We start from the raw sequence: 26079 nt of genomic DNA on the forward strand, positions 1-26079 counted from the left end.
TCAATGCAAGGCAGTCTGGTTTAGACTGCTTTTTTTGTTTTCAGACACAAACCGGATCCTGAATGTGCTTCCTTGTTCAGGATGAGAATCCAGAGAAATTTGTCCCTGATGCATTTCTACGATTCTTTTAACGATAGAGAGGCCGATCCCGTTTCCTGTTCCGTAATTTTTATTGGTGCCGCGGTAGAACAGGTCGAAGATTTTATTTCGTTCCTGCTCAGCAATGCCGATTCCCTGATCGATAAACCTTATCTCCAGGGTTTTATTCTGCACTTCTATTTCTACCCGGCAACTTTTGTCCGCGGAATACTTGCAGGCATTTTCCATTAAATTCAGAAATGCAATCTGAAGCAGATAGGGATTTCCATAAAAGTCATAATTACTTTCATCCTTATCAGCAAGGCTATCCGTATAATGGATTCCGATGCGGTAATCCGGATTCTTCTGAAGCAGGTCAACTTTAGCATCCGCGAGGATTTCATCCAGGCGCACATCGGTGAAACTGATCTGGGAAACATCATAACTGGCCCTGGCAAAATCAAGGAGTGCTGAAGAAAGCTGTGAAGCATGGGTAGCATCCTGGAGGGCATTATCAATCGAAATTTTATAATCATCCAGCGTCACATTCAGCTCCTTGGCCAGCTCCAGTTCAGCAATCAGCGTTGAAAGCGGGGTTCGGAATTCATGCGAAATGGTAGTCACAAACTGGCGGTGGTTACTGAATGATTTTTCCAGCCGGTTAAATGTAGAATTAAAAGTTTCGGTGAGCTCGTAAATTTCATCTTTGGCTTTGGGGACTATCAGCCGTTTATGAAGGTTATGCTCTGAAATATCCCGGATCTGAAGGATAATGTCTTTCAGCGGTTTCAGGGTATAGTAAGAAAATAAGAATCCGATGATAAAGATTACCAGCACGGAAATGATATAGACGATAATAATATCTTCCCGGAACTCCCGGATATGAGCCAGGCCCGTAACATCTACCGCACTCCCGATAATATAGTAATTGTCGTCATCGAATTGATACCGGAAAGCCATGTACTGCCGGTCTCCTCTCTGCCAGATCAGTTTATCTCTCCCTGTTCTGATAAGCTTGTCGAGGTAATATGGATTTTTTGAGCTCGGCTTTATATCGGTGAAGATCAGTTCCTTTTTGCTGTTGTACACACTGATATCAGCCTCGTTCAGCATTTTTTTATTCCTTTCGTGGAGCGTTTTTAGTTTGTAACCGTCAATATGCGCATCAAAAATAAATTCAGCCCTCCAGATAATCTTATAACCTAAGCGGTCATTGAATTCATCTTTCCTGTTGTTTTCCGATACGAAATAGAGGACATAGGCAAAAATGAAGAGTATTCCTGCAGTAAGGAGTGCATAAATGAGGGCGGTTCTGGTAGCAATCTTCATAAGTTACGGGTAAAAATAAACCCGACTCCGGGTTTGGTATGGATCAGTTTTTCATCAAAATCCCTATCAATTTTCTTGCGCAGATAGGCAATGTACACATCAATATAATTGGTGCCGGTATCAAAATGGTTCCCCCAGACATTTTCTGCAATTTCTTCACGGGTAAGGATCCTGTCTGAATGGCTCATCAGGAAAACAAGCAGTTTGAATTCTTTGGGAGTAAGGATGATTTCCTTTCCGTCCCTGAATACACGGTTGGTGTTCTGATGGATAACCAGATGGTGATATTGAAGGATATCCTTTGTATCGCTGTGTTTAGGCAATGATGATTTCCTCAGCAATACAGCTTTTATCCGGGCATACAGTTCTCTGATTTCAAAGGGTTTCACCATATAGTCATCAGCTCCGGCATCAAAGCCTTCGATTTTTTCATCAATAGTTCCCAAAGCAGTCAGCATAATAATGGGAAGGTCAGGCTGCTTGTTTTTAATCATCTTGCAGAATTCGGTACCGCTCATCTGTGGAAGCATGATGTCTGTAATGATAAGGTCAAAGCCAATCCGGGTCGTCATGATCAGGGCATCTTCCGCATCTTCCGAAATATAGATCTGATATCCCTGGCTTTCCAGGCCGCGTTTCAGCAATGAGGAAACCCGGGCATTGTCTTCTATGATTAAAATCTTCATCTGGAATAACTGTTTCACAAAGTAAGCAGGGTTGGCGGTGATGTTTCATGATAGGTAAAATCCACCTGAACTGCTGATCCTTATGCAAAGGTATCCCATATTTTTCTTCCGGAAAAACAGATGGATCCTTTTAATGGTTTTCTAAAAGATTTCTAATAGTCTTCTAATGCTGTTCCAGGTTTTTCGATGCTAATTTTGTCCTGTCAAAACAACGAAAGAGGACCAGAACACTATGGACAGAAGGTATTTTAAAACAGGACTCATACTTGCCGCACTGATCGGCATGAGCCAGAAGGCTGAAGCTCAGAAAAAGAACGACTTCAACAATCCTGCTCTTACCCACTATTTTAATGAACAGCATTCACGGTATATTTCCTTTAGCGGATATGCGGAACTCTGGGCCCGTTATGCCCAGCTTAACCCGGGAAGCATGGTGAATAATGATGCCAAATCAGAGGTGTCGGATCTTTCACTTCGCAGGGTAAGGGTGAAAATGACTTACAAACCTACTGAAAAGCTGATGTTTGTGCTCCAGGGAGGAACCACCAATGTGAATGTCAATGCGAAAGGCAGCAATTACTTCGATCTGCTGGATGCCTATGCAGAATATGCATTCAGTGATAAGATTGCTTTCGGTGCGGGGCGATCCACATGGAGAGGCCTTTCCCGGTTTACTACGGGCCCGCTGAATACACTTCTGTATGATCTTCCGGCCTATGCGACATCCAATGCCGGTGCAACAGATTATACCGTGAGAGAATTAAGTGCTTATATCAAAGGTCAGCTGGGGAAATTTGATTACCGTCTGGTAATTGCAGATCCGTATACCATGGCAACGGCAGACCCGAAACCCAATGTGTCCACCTTCAGCAAAAATTCGCCCCACAAAGATTTCTCAGGGTATTTCAGGTATGCTTTCCTGGATACGGAAAATATTTCTACGCCCTTTAATTCCGGAACGTATGTAGGAAAAAAGAATGTGTTAAGCCTGGGTGCCGGATTTGATTATATCCACAATGCCATGTGGCATCAGGATGCTGCTAAAAATACAGTGAATGATGATATGAAAAGCTTTGCGGTAGACCTGTTCTATGATGCGCCGCTAAACCGGGAAAAAGGAACCTCCGTAAGTGCCTATGCCATGGCTATGCATAATGACTACGGTCCGAATTATGTCCGTTATGTGGGAACCAATAACCCGGCCACTTCGGTGGATGCTTCGCTTGCCAGCCTTAACGGTGCCGGAAATGCCATGCCTGTCATCGGAACCGGGAATACCTATTATGTCCAGCTGGGCGGAACTTTGCCCTATCTCAACAAAGAAAAGAAAAACCTCCAATTGCAGCCTGCTGTAGGCGTACAATTGTCCGACCTGAAAGCCCTGCATGATCATGCCGTTATTTATGATGCCGGAATTTCCCTGCTCATGAACGGAATGTCTTCCAGGCTTACCTTCAATGCACAGAACCGTCCGGTTTTTACCGGTGATGCTGCAAATAATGCTGTCGTGTCAGACCGTAAGTGGCAGTTTGTCCTGAAGTACAGGATTGATTTTAATTAAATGACTCCCTCCGGTCACTACTTGACAGAAGACAACCATAAACAATAGTATTTAGTATGGAAAGAAGAAAATTTTTATTCCGCTCAGTACAGGCTTCGGCATTCCTGCTGTTTTCAGGGAATATACTGGCCTCTGCTTTACCTATGTTTAACCCCGTAAAAAAGAAAAAAGTGTATTTCCATTATTTGTTATTCTGGCTCAGAAAAGATCTTTCTGAAGCTGAGGTGAAAGAATTTGAGAACTTCTTCAAAGGGCTTGCAAAGCTACCTTATCAGAAAAATCTCCGTTACGGAAAACCCGCAGCGTCCAGTCCGAGAAGTGTTCTGGATAACAGCTTTACGTACAATGCCTCCATGGAATTCGACAGCCTGGAAGAATTGGAAGCGTACGGGCAACTTCCGGAGCACCTGGCCCTCGTAAAGCAATACAAGCCATTCTTCGAAAGAATGCTGGTTCATGATACCGTTTATAACGCATAAAAGAATCCTATTAAAAAAATGAAAAACATCATTAAAGGCATAAGCCTTGTTGTAGCACTTTCCACAATGAACTGTATGAATGCACAACATCATCATGACAAAAAAATCAGTGTAAAAGCAGAAGAAACCACTGAATACATCCCTGCTATCCGGCTTGTCAACAATCCGGACGGATCATGTACTTTTGAAAAAGGAAGAATTCCTACCCTGAAGCATATGAACACCACTACGTTCTGGATGAGCAATAAGACGGAGGATTGGGAAAAAAATGCCCATCCTGCACCCAGGAGACAATATGTGATTACCATCAAGGGGAACATCAAGTTCAAGGTAACGGACGGCTCTACGTTTGTCATTAAGCCCGGAACCGTTTTATTGGCAGAGGACCTTAAAGGAAAAGGGCACAGCTGGGATATGGTGAAAAGCAAGGTTTGGGAGAGGCTGTATATTCCGATTGCAGAAGATGCAGACGATCTGTTTATTGCTGATCAGGACAAGGACAAGGATTAATTCAGTTGTACAGCTGAGTTTATATTATTCGTACAATGGAAAAGCAGCCCGAAAGGCTGCTTTTTGTGTATTATATTCTGTAATCTAAAAAAATTACTGAAACTTTTTAAACACCAGGGTAGCATTGTGCCCGCCGAAACCGAAGGCATTGCTTAATGCAAAATTGATCTTTTTTTCTTTCGCCTCTCCGAATATAATGTTAACTTCTTTCGGAATATTTTCGTCAAGTTTGTGAAGATTGATCGTCGGCGGGATGATCCCGTTCTCAATGGCTTTGACGGATAAGATCGCTTCCGCAGCACCGGCGGCCCCGAGCAAATGCCCGGTCATGGACTTCGTAGCACTGATATCGAGGTTTTTACTTCCTTTAAATAAAGTATGGATCCCGTTAAGCTCTACCAGGTCTCCCATGGGGGTAGAGGTTGCATGAGGATTCAGGTAATCGATATCTTCTGTATTGGCCCCGGCTTCCTTCAGGGCCAGCTGCATCGCTTTAATCGCTCCCACTCCGTCCGGATGAGGTGCCGTCATGTGATAGGCATCCGCAGTCATGGCAGCTCCGGCAAGTTCCGCATAAATTTTCGCTCCTCTTGCTCTGGCATGTTCATATTCTTCCAGGATCAGCGCTCCTGCCCCTTCTCCCATCACAAAACCGTCACGGTCTGCATCGTACGGACGACTCGCCGTTGCACAATCATCATTCCGGGTAGACATGGCCTTCATAATAGAGAAACCGCCGACAGAGGCCGGAGAAATGGCAGCTTCGGAACCTCCGCTTACCATCACTTTCGCTTTGCCTAAACGGATGTAGTTAAAAGCATCCATCAGTGCGGTGTTCCCTGTTGCACATGCTGAAATAGTCGTGTAATTAATGCCCTGAAGGCCAAACTTCATGGAAATCATTCCGGAAGCCATGTTGGCGATGAATTTAGGGACAAAAAACGGATTGAACCTTGGCGTTCCGTCGCCCTGTGCAAAATTCATCACTTCATTTTCAAAAGTCCACATACCGCCCTGTCCGGTTCCCCAGACTACACCGGTATCAAAAGGATCCATAGTTTCCAGCTCAAGACCGGAGTCTTTCAGGGCTTCAGCAGCAGAATACATGGCGTATTGTGAAAACAGGTCACTTCTTTTGATTTCATTATGGGTAAGGTGCACTTTAGGATCAAAGTTCTTCACTTCACAGGCAAAGTCCACCTTGAATTTTTCAGGATTGAAATGGGTAATTTTACCGGCACCGCTCACTCCTTTGATGCTGTTCTGCCAGAATTCTTCTACATTATTTCCCAAAGGCGTTACTGCGCCCAGTCCTGTAATAACAACTCTCTTCATTTAGGTATTGATTTTAAAAAGATTAGAGGTTCCCCTCGCGATAAGGCGTGTTTTGTCTGCATTCCATATTTCGCATTGCGCGTTCACAAACTGTTTCCCTCTTTTAATAATTTTCGTTTCGGCTATAATATGATCATTTTCTTTGGCTGTTGAAAAATAATCAATACTGTTATTTACCGTAACAATAAAGTCTTTCTTATTCAGTGTAAACATAGTAGCGCCAATACTGTCGTCTATGATTGCAGCAGTAACACCACCATGAAGGTTGCCCATCGGGTTGAGCCATTCTGCCCTTACCGTATACTGAAATGATATTTCGCCTTCTTCTGCAGAAAGCACAACAGGATTCAGCCAGCGCATAAAAGGAGAGGGTGAGCCTGTAAACTCTTTTCCGGTAAAGGACCGGAGGATTTCCAGTTTATCCATGATATTAATAATAGGAATTTTTTTGTATTTCGGTAATCAGTTGTAAGACCCGGTCCAGCGCATAATGCAGGTGCTTTTCATTTCCTGTGCTTTTGGAGAGCAGGATGCCGCCTTCTATCAAAGTGACCGACAGGGAAGCATATTCCTCTGTATCAATGGTCATGCTGAATTCATTTTTTTCCTGTCCGGACCTGATGATTTCTGTAATGGCTGCGATCCATGATTCAAAAGAATTCTTCACCTGGCTGCTGAGTGCGGGAAAAGTATCATCCGCCTCTGTAGCTGCATTCATCAGCGGACAGCCCCCGGTTTTAAAGACCAGCGGCCAATGGTTGCGGTAGAACGATACAAGCGCATACAGCTGATCTGAGACTGTAGGGTATTCTTCTTTCATAACTTCCTGCATGTTCTTCCTTAGTATTCCGTAATTATACCGGAATACGGCAAGCGCTACTTCGTCTTTATTTTCGAAATTCCCGTAGATACTTCCTTTTGTCAATCCTGTAGCCTCGCTGATATCAGATAACGATGTAGAAAGGTAACCTTTGGTGTTGAACAAAACGGCAGTTTTCTCGATGATGAACTGTCTTGTCTTTTCTGCTTTAGACATAGATCATATTTAGAAGCAAATATATAAAAATATACCGAATAGTATATTTTATTTTAAAAATAAACCTGAACTTTAAAAATCCAGGCTTGTCATCTTAATAGCAGTGCTATTAAATTAGGCTAATGTAGCATTAAGCGTAATTTCAAAATTGAAAGCGGCGCTTACCGGACATTCTTTCTCTGCTGTTTTTGCATGCTTCTGGAATTCTTCTTCAGAGATTCCCGGTACTTTTGCTGTTAATGTCAGTTCCGATTTTGTAATTTTTCCGGCACTTGGATCAAGGGTTACCACAGATTTAGTAGTCAGTTCCTCAGGCGTAAATCCTGCCTGAGTAAGCTCCGCGCTCAGTTTCATCGTGAAGCATCCTGCATGGGCTGCAGCCAGTAATTCTTCAGGGTTGGTTCCCACACCTTCTTCAAAACGGCTGTTGAAAGAGTATTGGGTCTGGTTCAAAGTTGTGCTCTGGGTAGTAAGGTGGCCTTTTCCTTCTTTTACGGTTCCGGTCCAAACGGCTGTTGCATTGCGTTTCATAATAGTTCTGCTTTTTATTGTTATGTGTATTAATTTTTACAGGACAAAGATATATCACATACTGTTCCAACTCAATACACAAAAGGAACTACCTATTGTACTTTTTTCCCGAAAGGTAGTTTTTCCTGAAATTGGCAGGCGTATTTTCTGTCTTTTGGGTAAAAAGCCTGTTGAAATACGCCGGATCATCATAACCCAGATGATGGGCAATTTCTTTAACAGGTTTATCGGTATACAGCAATAACCTTTTGGCTTCCAGTAAAATCCTGTTGATGATCAGCTGGTTCGGGCTTTCCAGTTGTAAAGCTCTGAACTTATGGCTCAGTGTTTTTGGAGCAATATGCAGAAGGTCTGCGTACTCTGAAACGTTGTGCTTCTCCCTGAAATGAATTTCAAGATACCTGCTGAAGTCCCTGAAAATGTCCAGCTCATGACCGGAAATCCTGATTTTGTCCTGATCCAGATGCTGCCTCTTCCACATTCTGGTAGATCTTATGATCAGCTGTTTCACGTAGGTGCGGATCATCTCCTCTGCAGAGGAATCTTTCCATTCCAGTTCATGCTGTATGTTGCTGAATATATTTTTTACAACGGCTGCTTCCTGATCGTCAAGTTCTACAAACGGGATTTCAAAAACATTATGAAACAGGAGCCCGTCACAGGCTACTTCTTTGTCATGGATCTGTATGCAATAAAAATCGCGGTTATAATAGAGCAGAGCCGCTTCATCTTTACCGTACTCTATATTTACCTGTTGGTTGCTGAGGAAAAAAAGATTAGGTTTTTGGGTCCTGAAATGATTAAAATCAACGGTAAGTTCATAGCCCGCCGGAATAAAAAATATTTTCACGTCATGACGGAATTTATCGCTGTTAACAATTCCGGGATGTTCACCGAAAAAGAATTCGAGCCCAAGCTTCTTATAATGGTCTTCAAAAATGAGCGGTTGCAGCATATGGATATATTGGATAAAAATACAAAAAAGCATGGCTTGACGGTATCGGTCAAGCCATGTTTTACGACCGGAATCTGTCGATGGTAAAAGCAACCTTTTAGACGCTGTTTATCCAGGTCGGTTAGAACGTCACATCCAGTCCTACATAAAAGTTGGCTTTCATGATCGGCGCATAAACCATTCCGCCGTCAAAATAGTTTCCAAACGGATTCCTGAAATCTACAATAGCGTTCTTCTGATAATAAGAAGTCAGGTTTTCACCTCCCAGGTAAGCCCTTATCTTATTGCTGAAATTTCTGGAAACCTGCGCATTCAGCACGGCATAAGGCTCTGAGTAAGCCGGCAGCCTGAATTCCTGAGGATTGGAAAATGTTTCCGGAAGCCTTTGCTTTCCGATCCAGTTAAGTGTGGTATCGAAGCTCCAGAATCCGCCTTTTGTATTTTTATTGGTTGCATACGCAAGGTTCAGAAATCCTCTGTGTTTTGCCATAAACGGAACTTCGCGCCTTCCTTCAAGATAGTCTGCCTGAACATCGTAATATTTATAAGCAAGCCTTACCTCGAAGTTTTTGAACGGAATAAAGTCCCACTGGGTCTGGAAAGAATTGGCAAAAGACTTCCCCTCAAGGTTATAGAAGGTCAGCTGCTGCGGTGAACGGTCAAGATCTACCAGTACCTGATCCTGGAAATCGGTTCTGAAAAAATCAGCGACGATGGAGGATTTCCTTCCGAACAGTTTGAATTCCTGTTGCAGGCTGGCACCGTAGTTCCAGGCAATTTCAGTTTTCAGTCCATAGATATTTCCGCCGTTCTGCATGATCTGAACCATACGGTTGGAAGCAAAATACTGCTGGCTTTCCGCGAAAACGTTAGCCGTCCTGAATCCCCTTCCGGCAGAAAGCCTCAGGATGGTTTGCGGACTGATGTCGTATTTAAAGTTCATTCTCGGTGTAAACTGCGTTTCTGCCAGATTATGAAAATCCACGCGCGCGCCTGCAACCAGAGTATATTTCAGGCCGGTCAGCGTATATTCGGCAAAGGCTCCCGGAACGATTTCATTCCTTTTGAAGTGATCGGTCAGATAATTTTCATCATAACCATCATACATGAAGCTTGCTCCTGCTTTATATTTATGGTTGGTATTGCCCAGTATGCTCTCAAAGATCAGATTGGAATAATAGGTATGCTGTTTACCTGAATAATTCCTCAACCCAAAGAAGCTGTCCTGCTGGTGATACGTGTACTGGTTCATCCAGCCTAAGCTCTGGTAAGGTTTCCCTTTAAAAACATAGCCGGTCTTGTTCCATACCTGAAACCTTGAGATATCGATTCCTACACCATAAGCCGATTGTTTATCCTGAGCAATCTTTTTATCGAATCCCGTCTGTCCGGAAGTCCGCTCATCCCTGATGAAATTAATCCCGAAGTGAGAACCGAAACCGGATTTTTCCAGGTCATTGTAATTTAACAAATACGCGGCATTGATCTGTGTGCCTTTCGGCCTGTCAAGAAACCCGTCTTTATTCATATCCGTATTGCCGAATGTTCCGTTTCCGTGAAGAAGGAACGTTTGGGACCATTGGTCATTGATTTTGGAGACACTGGTTATGTTGGCTTCGGTACGTCCGTTGAAATCGGCAAAAAGGTTGAGTGAAGTTTCAGGTTTTGATGCATTTTTCAGCAGCTCGGTATTGATCTGCCCGGTAATGCTTTCATATCCATTGGTAACCGTGCTGCCTCCTTTGGTCAGCTGAATGCTTTCAATCCATCTTCCCGGAATAAAGCTGAGGCCATACGCTGAAGCCAGTCCCCTGATTTCCGGCAGCAGTTCTTTGGTTAAGCTGGTGTATTTCTGATCCAGTCCCAGCATTTTAAGCTGCTTGGTTCCGGTAACGGCATTGCTGAAAGAAACATCTACGGTCGCATTGGTTTCGAAACTTTCGGAAAGGTTGCAGCATGCAGCCTTCAGCAATTCCTTGCGGTCGATATTGAATACCATTCCGGCTTCTTTTTTATTCAGTGAAGTAGCAGCCTTTGAGCCTGTCACCGTTACCCCTTCAATTGTTTTCCCATCTGTTTCAGATACGCTGTGTTGAGCATGGGAAGAATCTGTTGCTTCTTCTGCATGAACTTTGGGGTTAACTTCCCCGAAAGGGATGTTCCTGTCATAGAGACAGCAGGAAGGGAGATTTTTATAAACGGCATCTGACGCCCTGTATCGTTCATTATCATGGCCTGCATCCGCAATTTTCTGCAGGATTTTGTCTGATGAGGTGGTTGCCGGATCAAAGTCAAGGGTTAACGTCTGACTTTCTGCATTCCATTCAGCAGAACGGGCACCGGCTTCCTTGGATGCTTTTTCAATTCTTGCCTTGCAGGATTCACAGTTCCCTCTGACAAAAAATTCATTTTCTTTCTTTGTATTGTGATGGCTGTATTCAGCAGTACCCTGGGTATCATCGGGTCCGCGATCATAATGGCAACAGGCAGGCAGTACTTCATACGCCGCAGGACTTGCCTTAAATTTCTCATTATCGTGGCCGGCCTCAGCTACCTTCTGTAAAATACCATCTGTAGAGGTGCTGTTGTCTGTTTTAAGCGTTAATATCTGGGAATCTATAGAATATACAGCTTTTTTTGCGCCTGCTTTCACTGCTGTACTTTCAATTCTTGCCTTGCACATCTCACACTTTCCTTTTACGCCGAACTGCTGTTTAGAAAGGGTTTGGGCAAAAATCCATTGGGAAGATACCAGGAATATACCAAGAAATATCCTGGAAATATATAATTTCATGTGGTTTAAAATTTAGATTAATAAAAATTCAGTTCACCTGTTGATGGTAAACTTTAGCGAATAGTATTAACCTAATTTAGGCGGCTGCCATATTTCTTTCAAACGGTCTGAAAGATAGGGATCGGAATACTGAAACTGTAAGTTCCTGTTAGACTTATAATAGGATAATTCCAGCTTTTGGTTTACGGAAAAAGGAGTTCCGATAAAAGTATAGCATACTGCACAGGTGGAGCAGCAGTGGTCATCACAGGAAGAGGGTTTCTGGCTTTTATCCTGACGCTGATTGGAATGATGAGTATGCCGGCTGTCTTTCTTACAGCATTGCATTTCCGAATCCTGTTGTTTACAGCATGTTTCCTGCATATTTTCGAGATACAGCGTATCCTTAGGAACCAGAAAAATTCCCAGGCAGAAAACAATCGCTATGATCTGAAATAGTTTCACTGATGCAAAAATACAAAAATTACGGCAAAGCTTCACCAACTTTTACCGCGCAGTTATGCCATGGTTCCCCATGAGGCGGATTCAATGCGGGCTTTTCTCCTGTAGGAGCCGGAGCCGCAGGCGGCGGAGTGTTTTGTGCTATGGTTTGTACCGGTTGTTGTACGGTCTGTGCAGGCTTGCTGTTCAAAGGCTGCCCTACCGGGATATCACACCGGTGTCCGGGTTCCCCGTGAGGAGGATTCATTCCTTTTGCCGTTTTTACGCCGGCAGGCTTTCCATTGGCATCTACCGTGAATTTTCCGGGCTTAAGAGCATTGGGATCGATCTGAATGGTCTGCTGTCCCTGGTTAGGATTAACGGTGATATTCTGCGCTCCCTGCTGTGCATTTTGCGACGGTGCTGAGTTCAGAGGCTGTCCTACCGGAATGTCACACCGGTGGCCCGGCTGTCCGTGGGGAGGGTTCATTCCCGGTGTACTTACAGATGCTGATGCCGTCTGAGCAGGCTGAACTCCCGCCTGATCAAATAAAGATACTTTAGGAGCATTTCCCGCCTGAACGGGCTGGTCTATTGCGGCCTCTTCTGTTAAATACGTGGCACGCTGATCTTTTTTACATGAAACCAGTGTTGCCGAAGCAGCAAGCAATCCTAAACAGCAGTTTTTTATATTTAATAATCCCATAAACGCAAAATTAGCAAAACATTTTAATTGTTTTGCTAATTGTATAGGAATAATCCTGAATCTTTCTGGTAGATATGATTAAAAACGTAAATAGGTATCAGGCTAATTTTTAACCAGTAGGCGGAAACCTTCACCGTGAACGTTGATGATTTCCAGGCCTTCGTCATCTTTCAGCAGTTTACGGAGTTTGGCAATGTACACGTCCATACTTCTGGCGGTAAAATAATTTTCTTTCTTCCAGATTTTTCGCAGTGCGAGATCTCTCGGCATAAAGTCGTTTCTGTGAATGCACAGAAGTTTAAGCAGCTCGTTCTCCTTAGGGGAAAGCTTGTATTCTTTGTCACCTACCCGCAGCTGCCTCAGCATGGAATCAAAAAAGATATTGCTGATCTTGAACTGTTCCTGCTCCTCATTTTCCAGGGTTGAACTTCTCTGAAGGATGGCTTTGATTTTATACAGGAGCAATTCGGTATCGAAAGGCTTGGTAATATAATCGTCGGCACCCAGCTGATAGCCTTTCAGGATATCTTCTCTCATGTTCCTTGCGGTAAGGAAAATGATCGGAGTGTTTTTATCAATCTTTTTTACATCTTCTGCCAACGAAAATCCGTCCTTTTTGGGCATCATTACGTCAAAAATACAGATGTCAAACTCATTTTCAGTAAACTCTTTCAATCCCTGTTCTCCGTCTGTGGCCAGTGTTACTTCAAAATTATTGATCGTTAGATAATCTTTTAGCACGGCTCCAAAACTCTGATCGTCTTCTACCAGTAATATCCTGTTGCTCATAAGTTTATATTTTTTTTAGTTGGTAATCATTTATGGTGGCGTTATCCAATGGTTTTATCCTGATAACCTTAATTTAATTTTTAATTCATCGGCAGCTTTATCGTAAAGGTGCTGCCTTTTCCTTTATTGGATTCTACAATCACATGGCCTTTATGAAGCTCAACAATCTTTTTTACATATGACAAGCCTAATCCCTGTCCTTTTACATTATGGATGTTTCCGGTCTCTTCACGGAAAAATTTCTCAAAGATCTTGGTTTTGTTGTGGGTTTCCATTCCCATTCCTTTATCCGAGACTTCAATGACATACCAATTTCCCTCATTTCTTGTTTTAACATGGATTTCAGGCGCTTCGGGAGAATATTTATTGGCATTGTCCAGCAGGTTGACCAACACATTGGCAATATGGAACTCGTCAATTTTGAATTGGTATTGTTCCGCTGTGAACTCCTGGGTCAGCGTACCGTTTCTCTGGCCGACAATCAGGTTGAAAGACTCTGTTGTCTTCTTGATCAGTTCCCTTACATTCGCTTCTTTGAGGAAAAGATTAACCTCATTCCGCTCCAGTTTAGACATGTTCAGGACATTCTCCACCTGCTTTTTCATCCGGAGGTTTTCCTGTTTGATCAGTTCCGAATAGTATTTTACCTTGTCCGGGTTGGTGGCGATTTTATCATTGGCCAATGAGTCCGTAGCTACGGAGATGGTCGCTAATGGCGTCTTGAACTCATGGGACATATTGTTGATGAAATCGGTCTTCACTTCCGCCAGCTTCTTCTGTTTCATCATATAGTTGATAGAAATGATATAGATGCCCAGAATGGTCAGTAAAGAAAGGAAGGTTCCCAGCAGCATGGGCCAGTTGTTCATAGCGAGGGAATATTCCTTTTTTGGAAAAACCAACGCAAGGTTATAGATCGTCCTGTATTTATTATCTGTAAACAGGGGATAGCTATAGGTATTGTTGTCTTTTTTATCCTTATACAGCTTATTGAATATGCCGGTTGTATTATTATTTTTATCGGTGATGCCGTAACCGAACTGAGCAGAAATGCCTCTGATCCTGAGTTCTTTGGTAATGACGGAATCCAGGATTTTAGTGTTTACTCTTTTATTCAGGGGAAGGTTGTTTCCATATACTTTGGCAAATTCCTTTACCGTGTAATCCCCGTTTTCAATATCCTGGTTGATATCGGCAGTCAGTAGTTCACGGTTATTGGTGTCCTTTTTAACCTTATAAGCAGCTTCGTCGGAATAGAGTTTAGTCAGTTTTATAGAATCCCCTTTCTGAGAAATCGGGAGCTGAGTTTTTTCAATGATGTTCTTTGAATAAATAATCTGTCTCTGTGTTCCTGAATCTTCCACCTGCTGAATGGTAGTCAATGACGGCTGGTCATTGTTTGCGAGGATATTGTTCCTGAAGTTTTTAAAATCTTCATTCATGTATTTCTCCACCTCAATTTCGCCAACGCTTTTAGATGTACTTTCCAGGGCGGAATAGACCTTATTTGAGAAATCCTGTTCCAGGGTACCGTAATACCTTTTCAGCCAGTAGAACTGAAGCGTAACAAAGACAATCAGTGAGATCGTCATAAACACTGAAATGATAGGGATGAACTTATTATTCATTATTCGATAATGCAGTTATGATTACGAATGTTAAAATTAATCATTTTATGATTTCATAAACAAAAAACGAGCCATAATATTGTGTTATTTTTCTTAAAACAATCAATTTTAACATTTATTTATAAATGTGGTATGTGTTCCATAGTATCATTTTCATTGACAGATAAGCAGCAAACCCATGAAAAAATTAATGGTTTGAAATCCTCTTGCCGTCTTTTAATGAAATATGGTATAATTTGTCTGTTATGGAACATAAATCCGTATCCTAATTTAAATAGGTCTTCCTGCATAATCCACCTGTTTTTTATCATGATACCGATACAAGGAAAAACAAAAATGGAAAGCAGAATAGACTGCTTTCCATTTTTCATATCGTATAGTCCTGATACCTCAGTTTTCAGATTCAAAGTAATTCCTCATCCTGAAAATACTGGATGATCGCCTTTTTCATTAGCAACTGCTGCTCATTGGGTTTTAATTCCGGAAGCTCTTCCAGTTGATCAAAATGCGGATATCCGTCATCGTCATAATGTGAAAACTGATAATACCCGAAAGGTTCCAGCAACCTGCATACTGCAATATGCAGCAGGTTAACCTTATCATCTTTCGTATATTTCTGCTGTCCGCTGCCCAGTTCCTGAAGGCCTATTAAAAAAAGGTATGTTTCAATCGGAGCATTTTTTTCCGTATCGAAATTTTCAATGAAAAATTGTTCTATTTTCTGCCAGTATTCTGCTTCGTTCATAAATTACAATTCATTTTGAGAGCCTTTTCAAACTCACATTTTATACCTTCCATTAGCTGCAAAAGCCACAGAAGAGTTGAATATTTTGTTTAAAAATAATTACCATACAAGATAAAGAACATCAAGCTTTAGCAATCTTTGATTTTCTGATCTTTGAACTTTGATTCTTCTTTAACAGAGGGTTGGTAACCGGTAAGATCAGAGCCTGATCATTTATCTTTTATCGATCATCAGAAGAAATGCATATTCCAGGGCATCTTCTTTCAGTGATTCGAATCTTCCGCTTGCCCCGCCGTGCCCTGCGCTCATATCAGTTTTGAAGATCAGCAGGTGATCGTCTGTTTTCAGTTCCCGAAGCCGGGCTACCCATTTGGCAGGTTCCCAGTACTGGACCTGTGAATCATGAAGGCCTGTAGTAATTAGCATATGCGGATAATCTTTGGCTTCTACATTGTCATAGGGAGAATAGGATTTCATATAGTCATAATATTCCCGGTCATTCGGATTTCCCCATTCGTCATATTCTCCGGTAGTCAGCGGGATCGTCTCGTCGAGCATGGTCGTAACCACATCCACAAAAGGGACCTGCGCTACAATACCGTTGAACAGCTCAGGTTCAAAGTTGACCACGGCTCCCATCAGAAGTCCTCCTGCACTTCCGCCCATGGCATACAGGTGCTTTGAGGAAGTATAGTTTTCATGGATCAGGAATTTTCCTGCATCGATAAAATCGAAGAATGTATTTTTCTTATACAGCATTTTCCCTTCTTCGTACCATTCCCTGCCCAGGTATTCCCCGCCGCGGATGTGCGCGATGGCATAAATGAACCCCCTGTCCAGAAGGGATAGCCGCACATTGGAAAAGCTGGCATCTACCGTATGTCCGTAGCTTCCGTAGCCATATAATAACAAAGGAGTATGTGGAGATTTCGCTGTATCTTTATGATACACCAGCGAAACCGGGATTTTGGTTTTGCCATCCCTGGAATCTGCCCAGATTCTTTCCGAAATATAATTTTCAGGGGAGAACGTGCCGCCCAGTACTTCCTGTTGCTTCAGGAGCTGGGTTGTTTTCTCTTTCATGTTATATTCATAGGTGGAGCCGGGCTGGGTGAGGGAAGTATATCCGTAACGCAGGATATCGGTATCAAATTCAAGGTTGATTCCGATGTATGCAGTGTAGGTAGGATCTGAAAACGGAAGGTAATAGGATTCCCCTGTTTTTTCGTTGATGATCCTGATCTGCAGCAGTCCCTGCTCTCTTTCCTCAAGAACCAGGTAATCCCGGAAGATCTCAAAACCTTCCAGAAGGACGTTTTCCCTGTGCGGAATAACGTCTACCCAGTGTTCCATGCTGCATTGGCTGATCCTGGTTTTTACAATTTTAAAATTGGTGGCCTCATCGGCATTGGTGATGATGTAGAATTCATCCTCATAATGCTCTACGGAATATTCTAGGTCATCTATCCTCGGCTGTATAACGATCCAGTCTGCAAAAACATCGTCAGATGGAATAAAGCGGTGTTCATCCGAAATCGTACTGGAGCTTGCTATGAAAATGTATTTCAGGGATTTTGTTTTGAATACATTCACGTCAAAAGTGTCATCTTCCTCATGGAAGATCAATACATCTTCTGAGGGGTCTGTTCCGAGCTGGTGCCTGTATACCTGAAAAGCACGGAGGTTCGTGTCTTTCCTGATGTAGAATACATGCTGATTATCATTGGCCCAGACTGCTTTACCGGTCGTATTCGGAATCTGATCAGCAAGGATTTCCCCGGTTTCCAGATCTTTGAAATTAATGGTATAGATCCTTCTTCCGATATTATCGGCGGAAAAAGAAACCAGCCGGTTATCCGGGCTTACAGCTACACTCCCTACCTCGAAAAAGTTTTCCCCTTCTGCGAGTATGTTAACATCTACAATGATTTCTTCCGGCTGATCCAGACTGTGCTGTTTCCTGCAGAAAATAGGGTATTCCTTGCCTTCTTCGTATCTTACGATATACCAGTACCCGTTGAAAAAATAAGGAAGCGACTCATCATCTTTTTTATACCGGGACTTCATTTCCTCAAAAAGCTCTTCCTGAAGTTCCTCGGTATCCTTCATGATAAGGTCTGCGTAGGAATTTTCTTCTTCAAGATAGCGTATGACTTCAGGATTTTCCCTTTCGTTGAGCCAGAAATAAGGATCCATTCTCTGATCCCCGTGAATTTCAAGTGTCTTTTCTATTTTTTTTGCCTGTGGAGCTTTCATGCAATATTAAATCTTGTTCAAATTTAACTAAAAAAAGCCATCTTTCCTTTTAATGAGAAAGATGGCCGCTGAATATTTTGACTTTAAGAACTACTTGTGCAGTGCCTTAATGTATTTTTCAAGAGCCATGGTCATGGATGGTGTTTCCTTGGTAGGAGCCATCAGATCAACCTTCAGTCCTGCTTCTTCTGCTGCAGCTAAAGTGGTATTCCCGAAAACACCGATCTTGGTTTCCTCCTGTTTGAAATCCGGGAAATTCTGCTGTAGAGACTTGATCCCCTGCGGGCTGAAGAAAATAAGCATATCATATTCCTTGATGTCGATATCGGTAAGGTTGCTGCATACGGTTCTGTACATGATGGCGCGTGTCCAGCTGACATTGGCGGCATCCAGTGTTTTTACGATATCCGGACTCAGTACATCAGAAGAGGGAAGGAGGTATTTTTCCGTCGGGAACTTTTTAAAGAGGGGTAAAAGATCTGAGAAGTTTTTCTCCCCGAAGCTGATTTTTCTTTTGCGGTATACGATGTGCTTCTGAAGATAGTTGGCAATGGCCTCGGACTGGCAGATGTACCTCATGGTATCCGGTACTGCAAAGCGCAGCTCTTCAGCAAGCCTGAAGTAATGATCAATCGCATTTTTGCTGGTGAAAATAATCCCTGTGTACTGCGTTAGATCAATTTTTTGTGTTCTAAGTTCTTTATTGTCAACTCCTTCTACGTGGATAAACGGGCGGAAATCAATTTTTATTTTTTCCTTCTTTGCAATATCCAGGTATGGAGATGACTCACTCGGCGCTGGTTGAGAGACCAATATAGACTTTATTCTCATCATTGACTTTTATTAAAAAAATAATAATTTCCAAAGCAGCAATAGTGGTGTGATTTGGAGGGTGCAAATATACAAAAATTTATAATACCATTTTTGCGGCAAAATGTTGTTTCTGTGAAATAAATAGAAAAAAATCTTGAAGATAAATACAAATAAGAAGAATATCAGGTAATAAAAAAACAATTGATGTCTGTCTACAGGGAAGTAATAATGGGTAATGCAGAGAATAATGAGGATAAAAGACAGGATGAAATAAAATTTGGTAGCCGTAAAATAAAATACAGTCCATTTTTTCCCGTCTCCCGTACTGTGGTAGAACATAAAGCCCAAGGCTGATTTCGACAGATAAAAAAATGTAATCACCAGTAAGGTGTACCCAAACTTATTCAGCTGGAACCCTGAAACCTGAATGTCCGAAATGAATTTCGGAACTGTGGGTATGGTTTGCGATATAAGCGCAGCGAGCGTCAGGGTGGTGATGCAGGAAGTAATGATCCAGCTGGGAAGGTTATTGCTGGCGTCAAAATACTTCTGAAGCAAAAAGTCCCTCAGGCTGGCTTCCCTTTCCACGATGTTCATCATAAAAAGATATAAAAAAATGCAGCCTAACAATATAAAGATGACCCAGTCGTTATGCTCAGGGATTCTTACGTGATTGACAAAATTTTGTGGTGATGGCAAAGGGATATTTTTTTGCAAAATTATAGATTATTTTGTATAAAATAAAAAGGTTAAATAAACTATCTTTGCAAACTGAAATGAAAAAACTGGTCATTATTCCAACGTATAACGAAAAGGAAAATATTGAAAATATTATTTCCGCAGTTTTTGCATTGGAAGACGGCTTTCATGTTCTGGTGGTGGACGACTCTTCTCCTGACGGGACTGCCGGTATTGTAAAGGAGCTGCAAAAAGAATTTCCACACGACCTTCACCTTTCCGTACGGCATATTAAGGATGGCCTGGGAAAGGCCTATATTCATGGCTTTCACTGGGCTATTCAGAATGGATACGACTACATTTTCGAAATGGATGCGGATTTTTCGCATGACCCGAAAGACCTTCCGAGGCTTTATGAAGCCTGTCTGAATGCCGATATGGCTATCGGTTCCCGGTACTCCAAAGGAGTGAATGTGGTTAACTGGCCTATGGGGCGTGTATTATTATCGTATTTTGCTTCCCGGTATGTCAGGTTTATTTTAGGACTGCCTATTCATGATACCACCGCAGGGTTTGTCTGCTTTTCAAGGAAAGTACTGGAAGAGATAGGACTGGAAAATGTGAAGCTGAAAGGCTACGGCTTTCAGATTGAAATGAAATTCCGGGCTTTTAAAAAGAACTTCAGGATTGTGGAGGTGCCGATTATTTTTACCAACAGGATCCTCGGGGAAAGCAAGATGAACGGCGGGATCATTCATGAAGCGGTTTTCGGAGTACTCAATTTAAAGTGGAAATCCATCATCAACAGATTATGAAAAAACTGGTTTTCTTTTTTGTTTTAATGAGCATGCTGCTGGCTTGCAGCGGTTATATGGATAAGCCTGAAAACCTCATTCCTAAAGACCGGATGGCGGAAATCATGGCGGATATGGCTATCAATGATCAGGCAACCTTTGTATACCCCAACAGCAATCTTGAGGCAGGCACCAGGTTTGTGCTTAAGGCGCACCAGGTAAAACCGGCTGATTTTGTGGATAGTTTCAAATACTACACGATTAATCAGCAGATGAAAGGGATTGCGGATGATGCCCAGAAAATACTGCTGGAGAAAGATCCCAAAGCAGAAAAATATATACAGAATAAGCTGAAGCAAACTGGAAATGTGCCGGCTTTTGCAAGATAATGAAAGTGCAGGAGCTGTGCTGACGATGAAGATGAATCAAAAAGCATACGAATGAATTTTTTTACCATACATAAAACCTCTGAAGGTAAGGCCAGAGCAGGAGAAATCACCACAGATCACGGGGTGGTTCAGACACCGATTTTCATGCCGGTAGGAACCGTGGCCAGTGTAAAGACCGTTCATCAGAGAGAATTAAAAGAAGATATCAGGGCGCAGATTATTCTGGGCAATACCTACCACCTTTACCTTCGTCCGGGAATGGATGTCATGCAGAAGGCAGGCGGGCTGCATAAGTTCATGAACTGGGATCTGCCTATCCTTACCGATTCCGGAGGATTTCAGGTGTTTTCCCTTGCAGATACCCGTAAAATGACGGAAGAAGGAGCCCGCTTCAAATCTCATATCGACGGAAGTTACCATATGTTTTCCCCGGAAAGGTCTATGGAGATCCAGAGGCAGATCGGAGCCGATATTTTTATGGCTTTTGATGAATGTACGCCATACCCGTGTGAGTATAACCAGGCCAAAACTTCTATGGAGCTTACCCACCGGTGGCTTAAGAGGTGTATCGACTGGACAGAGCAGAATCCTGAGCTGTACGGATATAAACAAAGACTTTTCCCAATTGTTCAGGGATCAACGTACTCCGACCTGAGGAAAATTTCTGCCGAAGTGATTTCCGAAGCAGGAGCAGAAGGAAACGCGATCGGAGGGTTGTCTGTAGGAGAACCTGAAGAAGAGATGTACAGGATCACCGATGAGGTAACGGATATTCTTCCTAAAGAAAAACCAAGGTACCTGATGGGAGTCGGTACCCCATGGAATATTTTGGAATCCATCGGGCTTGGAATTGATATGATGGATTGCGTAATGCCTACCCGGAATGCAAGGAACGGGATGATCTTTACCTGGAAAGGGGTTGTGAACCTTAAAAATGAAAAGTGGAAAGATGATTTTGCTCCGCTGGATGAGTTCGGGACCAGCTTTGTAGATCAGGAATATTCAAAAGCTTATGTAAGGCACCTTTTCGTATCCAAAGAATACCTGGGCAAGCAGATTGCTTCTATTCATAATCTGGCATTTTACCTGGATCTGGTAAAAGTAGCCCGGGAACATATTGTAGCAGGAGATTTCTACGAATGGAAAAAATCCGTTCTTCCTGTTCTGAGACAAAGACTGTAAGGCATGCTTAAAATAGTAGACAGATATATCATTAAAAAATACCTTGGGACCTTCAGTTTCATGCTGATATTGCTGTCTGTGGTCGTTCTGGTCATTGATGTTCAGCAGAAAATCCCAAGGATAGAAAATGCACGGGCACTGGACCCGAAACTGGATCTGAATTATTTCCTGATTCATTTCTATCCTTTCTGGATCATCAACCTTGTGATGACTTTCCTGTCTATTCTTGTCTTCATCTCCGTCATTTATTTTACCTCCAGGATGGCCAACAATACGGAGATTGTTGCCGTGATCAGCAGTGGAGCCAGCTTCCACCGGTTTGCAAGGCCGTATCTCATTACGTCCCTGTTTATCGCACTGCTTTCGCTTCTGGTGAATCATTTTGTGCTTCCCTGGGCCAATATCAAGAAAAACCAGCTGGAGGCCTACACTTATAACTCGACCAATAAAGAAAAGGTTCTGGGTACTGCTCCGGTTTCCGCGCAGCTGAGCCGTATGGAATATATTTTTATCAATTCCTGGAACAAGCGTGAAAAAAGAGGCTCCGGCTTCGTGTTCCAGAAATTTGATAAAAACAGGAAGATGACCTATGAGCTGAAAGCCAATGATGTTTATTGGGATAAAGCTAAAAAGCAGTTTGTGCTGAATGGTTTCGTTGAGAAAACGATCAACAGGGATGACAGCGAAAAGCTGAACAGCGGCTTCGACCTGAAGAAAAGCTACGGACATGATCCGGAAGAACTATTTCCCAATGAACTGTTAGGACAGAACAAGACTACTCCTGAGCTTCTGAAATTCATCCGGAGGGAAAAGGAAAAAGGAAACAGCAACCTGAATGCCCACCTTAATGAGCTGTATCAGCGGACGTCAATGCCGGTTTCCGTAGTTATTCTCACTTTCCTGGCACTATCGCTTTCCTCGCAGAAAAAACGGGGCGGACTGGGAATTAACCTTGCGCTCGGGATCTCACTGGCGTTTATCTTTGTATTTTCATTTGAGGCTTTAAAGGTTGTTTCTGAAAACAAAAGCATGTCTCCTGCGCTGGCGATGTGGTTCCCCAATATGATATTCTTCCCGATCGCAGCTTACCTGTATTTCAAGAGGGCTAATCAGTAAAGCAGTTTTACTTCTTTATGGTAGAAAGACTGTAAACCGGTTTTTTCAAGCTCAATCCATAAAGCGCCATGTTCATCGGCATGACGGATGATGCCATTTTGGCGTTCTTTTTCAATTTCAAAAACTGATATTTCATTCCTGCGGAACAGATGGGCATTGAATTCTTCCAGGATTTCCTGTGCAGAAGGAGGATGCATTAGATTTTCTGTAAGGAACTGATGGAGCTGAATCGTCAATTCATCCAGTTCAAAATGATTTCCGGTCTGCGTCAGAAGCGAGCCGGCATTGGAAATGTCTTCAAACGCTTGCTGCAGCACATTAAAGCCCGCCCCGATAATGTAATAGGTATTCTGATTAATTTTCTTCTTTTCGATTAAAATCCCGACGATTTTCTTACCTTTAAGGATGATGTCATTGGGCCACTTTATTTTAACGGGCAAACCGGTCAGATTGGCAAGGAATGACCTGATAAGGCCTGCGGTATAATAATTGAATAAACTATCCGGGAGCCGGAAATTCGAGACGCTTGCCGCCAGAGTGTATGCTACATTTTGTCCGGCCGCTGATGTCCAGCGGTTTCCATACTGACCGCGGCCTTGAGTTTGGTTGAAAGTATGCAGGCCGATAAAATCTGCATTTCCATAAAGTAAAAATCCGGGAATTTCGTCATTAGTAGAAGAACATTCTTTCAGATAAAACAGTTCGCTCATTTAAGAAAACTTTAAGATTTTCCGGGGCTAAAAGTAAGGCTAAAGTAAAGAAAAAACAATAAATTTGCAGATTATAGTATTTTTTTAATGAATAAAACAGCAGAAAAGCAACAATTACAAGATAAAATCGTTGAGGCATTACAAGATGTAAAGGGTGAAGACATTATGATCTTTGATCTTTCAAATATTGAAAACTCGGTGGCTGAAACCTTTATCATCTGTAGCGGAAACTCCAATACGCAGGTTTCTGCATTAGCAGGAAGCGTGGAGAAAAAAGTAAGAAATGATTTAAAGGACAGACCTTGGCATGTGGAAGGTACCGAAAACTCTATGTGGGTACTGGTAGACTATGTGTCTGTAGTGGTTCATATTTTCCAGAAGGAAGTGAGGGCATACTATGATATTGAGGAACTTTGGGGTGATGCAGCCATCACAAGAATCGAAAATGAATATTAATTTAAAAAAGGTAAATGAACAATAAAGGATTTAACTGGTTTTTTCCGATTGCGATCATAGCTCTTTTGTTATTTTTCGGCTCCAATTTTTTAGGAGGCGATAGTGCAAAATCTATTGATGAAGATGAATTCTTCCAGATCATGCAGGCGGGGAAAGTCCAGAATGTATTGATATACAAAGACACGGAGAAAGCAGATGTATTCCTTACACAGGCTGCCCGGTCTGAAATGGTAAAGAAAACAGCAAAACAGAACGATCCTTTCTCATCTCTGGGAATGGCATCCAAGGCAGATTACACGGTAAAATACGGTGACCTGCAGCTGTTTCTCCAAAAGTTTGATAAAGTTAAAGCAGATAATCCCAATTTAAAAACAACCAAAGATTACGGTGCCGGTAAAAGCCCGTTTGCAGACATCCTTGTTTCTGCACTGATCTGGATTGCCATTCTCGGATTATTTTATTTCCTTCTTTTCAGAAAGATGGGTGGCGGTGGCGGCCCTGGAGGTCAGATTTTCTCTATCGGGAAATCCAAAGCCAAACTTTTTGACGAAAAAGAAAGAATCCAGGTGACCTTCAAGGATGTTGCAGGACTGGAAGGTGCCAAAGAAGAAGTTCAGGAAGTTGTAGATTTCCTTAAGAACTCTGAAAAGTATACCAAACTGGGAGGTAAAATTCCGAAAGGGGTACTCTTGGTAGGTCCTCCGGGAACCGGTAAAACATTGCTTGCAAAAGCAGTTGCAGGGGAGGCTAAAGTACCTTTCTTCTCTCTGTCAGGATCTGATTTCGTGGAGATGTTTGTAGGGGTGGGAGCATCCAGGGTAAGAGACCTTTTTGCCCAGGCAAAAGCAAAATCACCGGCGATTATCTTTATTGATGAGATCGATGCTATCGGGCGTGCAAGAGGAAAAAATAATTTCTCCGGCGGCAATGATGAGCGTGAAAATACCCTTAACCAGTTGCTTACGGAAATGGACGGTTTCGGAACCGATACCAACGTAATTGTAATGGCAGCAACCAACAGAGCTGATATCCTGGATAAAGCATTAATGAGAGCAGGTCGTTTTGACCGTTCGATCTATGTGGATCTTCCGGAGCTGCATGAAAGAAGACAGATCTTTGACGTGCATTTGAAGAAAATCAAGCTTGATGATTCGATAGACAGAGAGTTTTTAGCCAAGCAAACCCCTGGTTTCAGTGGTGCGGATATTGCCAATGTATGTAATGAGGCAGCGCTTATCGCGGCCAGGAATAACCATACCGCCGTAAACAAGCAGGATTTCCTGGATGCAGTAGACCGAATTATCGGTGGTCTTGAGAAGAAAAATAAAGCTATAAAACCTTCTGAAAAGAAAAGAGTAGCCTATCACGAAGCCGGACATGCAACCATCTCCTGGCTGGTAGAACATGCTTCGCCGCTGTTAAAAGTTACTATTGTTCCGAGAGGACGTTCCCTGGGAGCAGCATGGTACCTTCCTGAAGAGCGACAGCTGACTACTACAGAACAGATGCTGGATGAAATGTGTGCCACTTTGGGAGGAAGAGCTGCCGAGCAGGTTATTTTCAATAATATTTCCACAGGTGCACTTTCTGATCTTGAAAGTGTAACCAAGAGAGCTCAGGCGATGGTTACCATCTACGGATTGAGCCCGAATATCGGTAATATCTCGTATTATGACAGTTCAGGGCAGTCGGAATATAATTTCGGTAAGCCTTATTCAGAAGATACCGCAACAAAGATCGATTCTGAAATCAAAGGGATTATTGAAAACCAGTATGACCGTGCCGTAAGAATCCTGACGGAGAATAAAGATAAGCTTGATGCATTGGCCAATAAGCTTTTAGAGAAAGAAGTGATCTTCCGTGAGGACCTTGAGGAAATCTTCGGTAAACGGGCATGGGATCCTGAATTAACAGAGAAACCGGTTACCAATACAATTCCGGGAACTAAAGAGCCGGATGAAGAAATCATCATAAAAGAGAAAGAAGGCAAAAGCGGAATTCAGGCTCCTGAAAGCCCTACCCAGCTTTAACCCTTTAAAATACACTACCTGAAAAACCTGGCGATATAAAATTGCCGGGTTTTTTCATATTTAAAGGGACTTT

The 26079-nt window shown here is 42.5% G+C and carries 26 protein-coding genes; 9 read left to right on the forward strand and 17 right to left on the reverse strand.

Going from position 1 to position 26079, the window contains the following annotated elements; all coding sequences use genetic code 11:
• Together CGB83_RS13865 and CGB83_RS13870 are read right to left on the reverse strand one after the other, a co-directional pair.
• Positions 1-1407 (reverse strand): sensor histidine kinase, encoded by a 1407-nt coding sequence (locus CGB83_RS13865; RefSeq protein ID WP_100076334.1) that lies wholly within the window; start codon positions 1405-1407, stop codon positions 1-3.
• On the reverse strand, positions 1404-2093 hold the full coding sequence (locus CGB83_RS13870; protein ID WP_100076335.1) for a response regulator transcription factor: 690 nt from the start codon (positions 2091-2093) through the stop codon (positions 1404-1406). Before CGB83_RS13870 ends, CGB83_RS13865 begins: the two co-directional genes overlap by 4 nt.
• 232 nt (positions 2094-2325) lie before the next feature.
• Between CGB83_RS13870 and CGB83_RS13875 the strand changes: the two genes are divergently transcribed.
• From CGB83_RS13875 to CGB83_RS13885, 3 genes are read left to right on the forward strand one after another with little or no spacing between them, the layout of a single operon-like run.
• Positions 2326-3654, forward strand: coding sequence for a hypothetical protein (locus tag CGB83_RS13875; protein WP_100076336.1), 1329 nt, complete (start codon positions 2326-2328; stop codon positions 3652-3654).
• A gap of 56 nt (positions 3655-3710) precedes the next feature.
• Complete coding sequence (locus CGB83_RS13880; RefSeq protein WP_100076337.1) at positions 3711-4133, forward strand: Dabb family protein; 423 nt, start codon at positions 3711-3713, stop codon at positions 4131-4133.
• A gap of 18 nt (positions 4134-4151) precedes the next feature.
• The gene (locus tag CGB83_RS13885; RefSeq protein WP_228419938.1) at positions 4152-4643 is read left to right on the forward strand and encodes a cupin domain-containing protein; all 492 of its coding nucleotides are present in this window, start codon (positions 4152-4154) and stop codon (positions 4641-4643) included.
• Between the two features lie 93 nt (positions 4644-4736).
• Here the strand turns inward: CGB83_RS13885 and fabF are convergent, their stop codons facing one another.
• From fabF to CGB83_RS13960, 14 genes are all read right to left on the reverse strand, one after another.
• On the reverse strand, positions 4737-5978 hold the full coding sequence (gene fabF / locus CGB83_RS13890; RefSeq protein WP_100076338.1) for a beta-ketoacyl-ACP synthase II: 1242 nt from the start codon (positions 5976-5978) through the stop codon (positions 4737-4739).
• Positions 5979-6404 carry a PaaI family thioesterase gene (locus tag CGB83_RS13895; protein ID WP_100076339.1) on the reverse strand — a complete coding sequence of 142 codons (426 nt, stop codon included), beginning with the start codon at positions 6402-6404 and terminating at the stop codon, positions 5979-5981.
• Between the two features lie 4 nt (positions 6405-6408).
• Positions 6409-7014 carry a TetR/AcrR family transcriptional regulator gene (locus tag CGB83_RS13900; RefSeq protein ID WP_100076340.1) on the reverse strand — a complete coding sequence of 202 codons (606 nt, stop codon included), beginning with the start codon at positions 7012-7014 and terminating at the stop codon, positions 6409-6411.
• Between the two features lie 114 nt (positions 7015-7128).
• Positions 7129-7545, reverse strand: coding sequence for an OsmC family protein (locus CGB83_RS13905; RefSeq protein WP_100076341.1), 417 nt, complete (start codon positions 7543-7545; stop codon positions 7129-7131).
• A gap of 88 nt (positions 7546-7633) precedes the next feature.
• Complete coding sequence (locus CGB83_RS13910) at positions 7634-8500, reverse strand: helix-turn-helix domain-containing protein (RefSeq protein ID WP_100076342.1); 867 nt, start codon at positions 8498-8500, stop codon at positions 7634-7636.
• Positions 8501-8621: 121 nt separating this feature from the next.
• Positions 8622-11294 (reverse strand): TonB-dependent receptor domain-containing protein, encoded by a 2673-nt coding sequence (locus CGB83_RS13915; protein ID WP_100076343.1) that lies wholly within the window; start codon positions 11292-11294, stop codon positions 8622-8624.
• A gap of 66 nt (positions 11295-11360) precedes the next feature.
• Positions 11361-11738 (reverse strand): hypothetical protein, encoded by a 378-nt coding sequence (locus CGB83_RS13920; RefSeq protein ID WP_228419940.1) that lies wholly within the window; start codon positions 11736-11738, stop codon positions 11361-11363.
• A 19-nt stretch (positions 11739-11757) separates the two neighbouring features.
• The gene (locus CGB83_RS13925) at positions 11758-12420 is read right to left on the reverse strand and encodes a hypothetical protein (RefSeq protein ID WP_228419942.1); all 663 of its coding nucleotides are present in this window, start codon (positions 12418-12420) and stop codon (positions 11758-11760) included.
• A 102-nt stretch (positions 12421-12522) separates the two neighbouring features.
• Positions 12523-13209, reverse strand: coding sequence for a response regulator transcription factor (locus CGB83_RS13930; protein ID WP_007842513.1), 687 nt, complete (start codon positions 13207-13209; stop codon positions 12523-12525).
• Between the two features lie 80 nt (positions 13210-13289).
• On the reverse strand, positions 13290-14837 hold the full coding sequence (locus CGB83_RS13935) for a sensor histidine kinase (protein ID WP_100076344.1): 1548 nt from the start codon (positions 14835-14837) through the stop codon (positions 13290-13292).
• Between the two features lie 403 nt (positions 14838-15240).
• Entirely contained in the window at positions 15241-15582 is a 342-nt protein-coding gene (locus tag CGB83_RS13945; RefSeq protein ID WP_100076346.1) for a hypothetical protein, read from the reverse strand.
• 213 nt (positions 15583-15795) lie between these two features.
• Positions 15796-17838: a S9 family peptidase gene (locus CGB83_RS13950; RefSeq protein WP_100076347.1), complete on the reverse strand. Its 2043-nt coding sequence runs from the start codon at positions 17836-17838 to the stop codon at positions 15796-15798.
• A 90-nt stretch (positions 17839-17928) separates the two neighbouring features.
• The gene (locus CGB83_RS13955; RefSeq protein WP_100076348.1) at positions 17929-18669 is read right to left on the reverse strand and encodes a uroporphyrinogen-III synthase; all 741 of its coding nucleotides are present in this window, start codon (positions 18667-18669) and stop codon (positions 17929-17931) included.
• 12 nt (positions 18670-18681) lie between these two features.
• Positions 18682-19368 (reverse strand): DUF4271 domain-containing protein, encoded by a 687-nt coding sequence (locus tag CGB83_RS13960; protein WP_418219563.1) that lies wholly within the window; start codon positions 19366-19368, stop codon positions 18682-18684.
• A 59-nt stretch (positions 19369-19427) separates the two neighbouring features.
• Between CGB83_RS13960 and CGB83_RS13965 the strand changes: the two genes are divergently transcribed.
• Genes CGB83_RS13965 through CGB83_RS13980 form a run of 4 tightly spaced genes read left to right on the forward strand, consistent with a single transcriptional unit; the run spans position 19428 to position 22810 of the window.
• On the forward strand, positions 19428-20144 hold the full coding sequence (locus CGB83_RS13965; protein ID WP_100076350.1) for a polyprenol monophosphomannose synthase: 717 nt from the start codon (positions 19428-19430) through the stop codon (positions 20142-20144).
• A complete protein-coding gene (locus CGB83_RS13970; protein WP_100076351.1) occupies positions 20141-20512 on the forward strand; it encodes a DUF4296 domain-containing protein in 372 nt (123 codons plus the stop codon). The genes CGB83_RS13965 and CGB83_RS13970 overlap by 4 nt, the downstream gene beginning before the upstream one ends.
• A 51-nt stretch (positions 20513-20563) precedes the next feature.
• Positions 20564-21694, forward strand: a complete 1131-nt coding sequence (tgt, locus tag CGB83_RS13975; RefSeq protein WP_100076352.1) for a tRNA guanosine(34) transglycosylase Tgt — start codon at positions 20564-20566, stop codon at positions 21692-21694.
• 3 nt (positions 21695-21697) lie between these two features.
• Complete coding sequence (locus tag CGB83_RS13980; protein ID WP_100076353.1) at positions 21698-22810, forward strand: LptF/LptG family permease; 1113 nt, start codon at positions 21698-21700, stop codon at positions 22808-22810.
• On the opposite strand, the gene CGB83_RS13985 is transcribed toward CGB83_RS13980, so the two are convergent.
• A complete protein-coding gene (locus CGB83_RS13985) occupies positions 22804-23520 on the reverse strand; it encodes a biotin--[acetyl-CoA-carboxylase] ligase (protein ID WP_100076354.1) in 717 nt (238 codons plus the stop codon). The two genes, CGB83_RS13980 and CGB83_RS13985, sit on opposite strands and share 7 nt — an antisense overlap.
• Before the next feature lie 87 nt (positions 23521-23607).
• Here CGB83_RS13985 and rsfS point away from each other — a divergent pair, with 87 nt between their 5' ends.
• Together rsfS and ftsH are read left to right on the forward strand one after the other, a co-directional pair.
• Positions 23608-23976 (forward strand): ribosome silencing factor, encoded by a 369-nt coding sequence (rsfS, locus tag CGB83_RS13990; RefSeq protein ID WP_100076355.1) that lies wholly within the window; start codon positions 23608-23610, stop codon positions 23974-23976.
• 14 nt (positions 23977-23990) lie between these two features.
• A complete protein-coding gene (ftsH, locus tag CGB83_RS13995; RefSeq protein WP_100076356.1) occupies positions 23991-26006 on the forward strand; it encodes an ATP-dependent zinc metalloprotease FtsH in 2016 nt (671 codons plus the stop codon).
• Positions 26007-26079: the final 73 nt, after the last annotated feature.

The sequence above is a fragment of the Chryseobacterium camelliae genome (assembly GCF_002770595.1).
Taxonomy (GTDB): Bacteria; Bacteroidota; Bacteroidia; order Flavobacteriales; family Weeksellaceae; genus Chryseobacterium; species Chryseobacterium camelliae.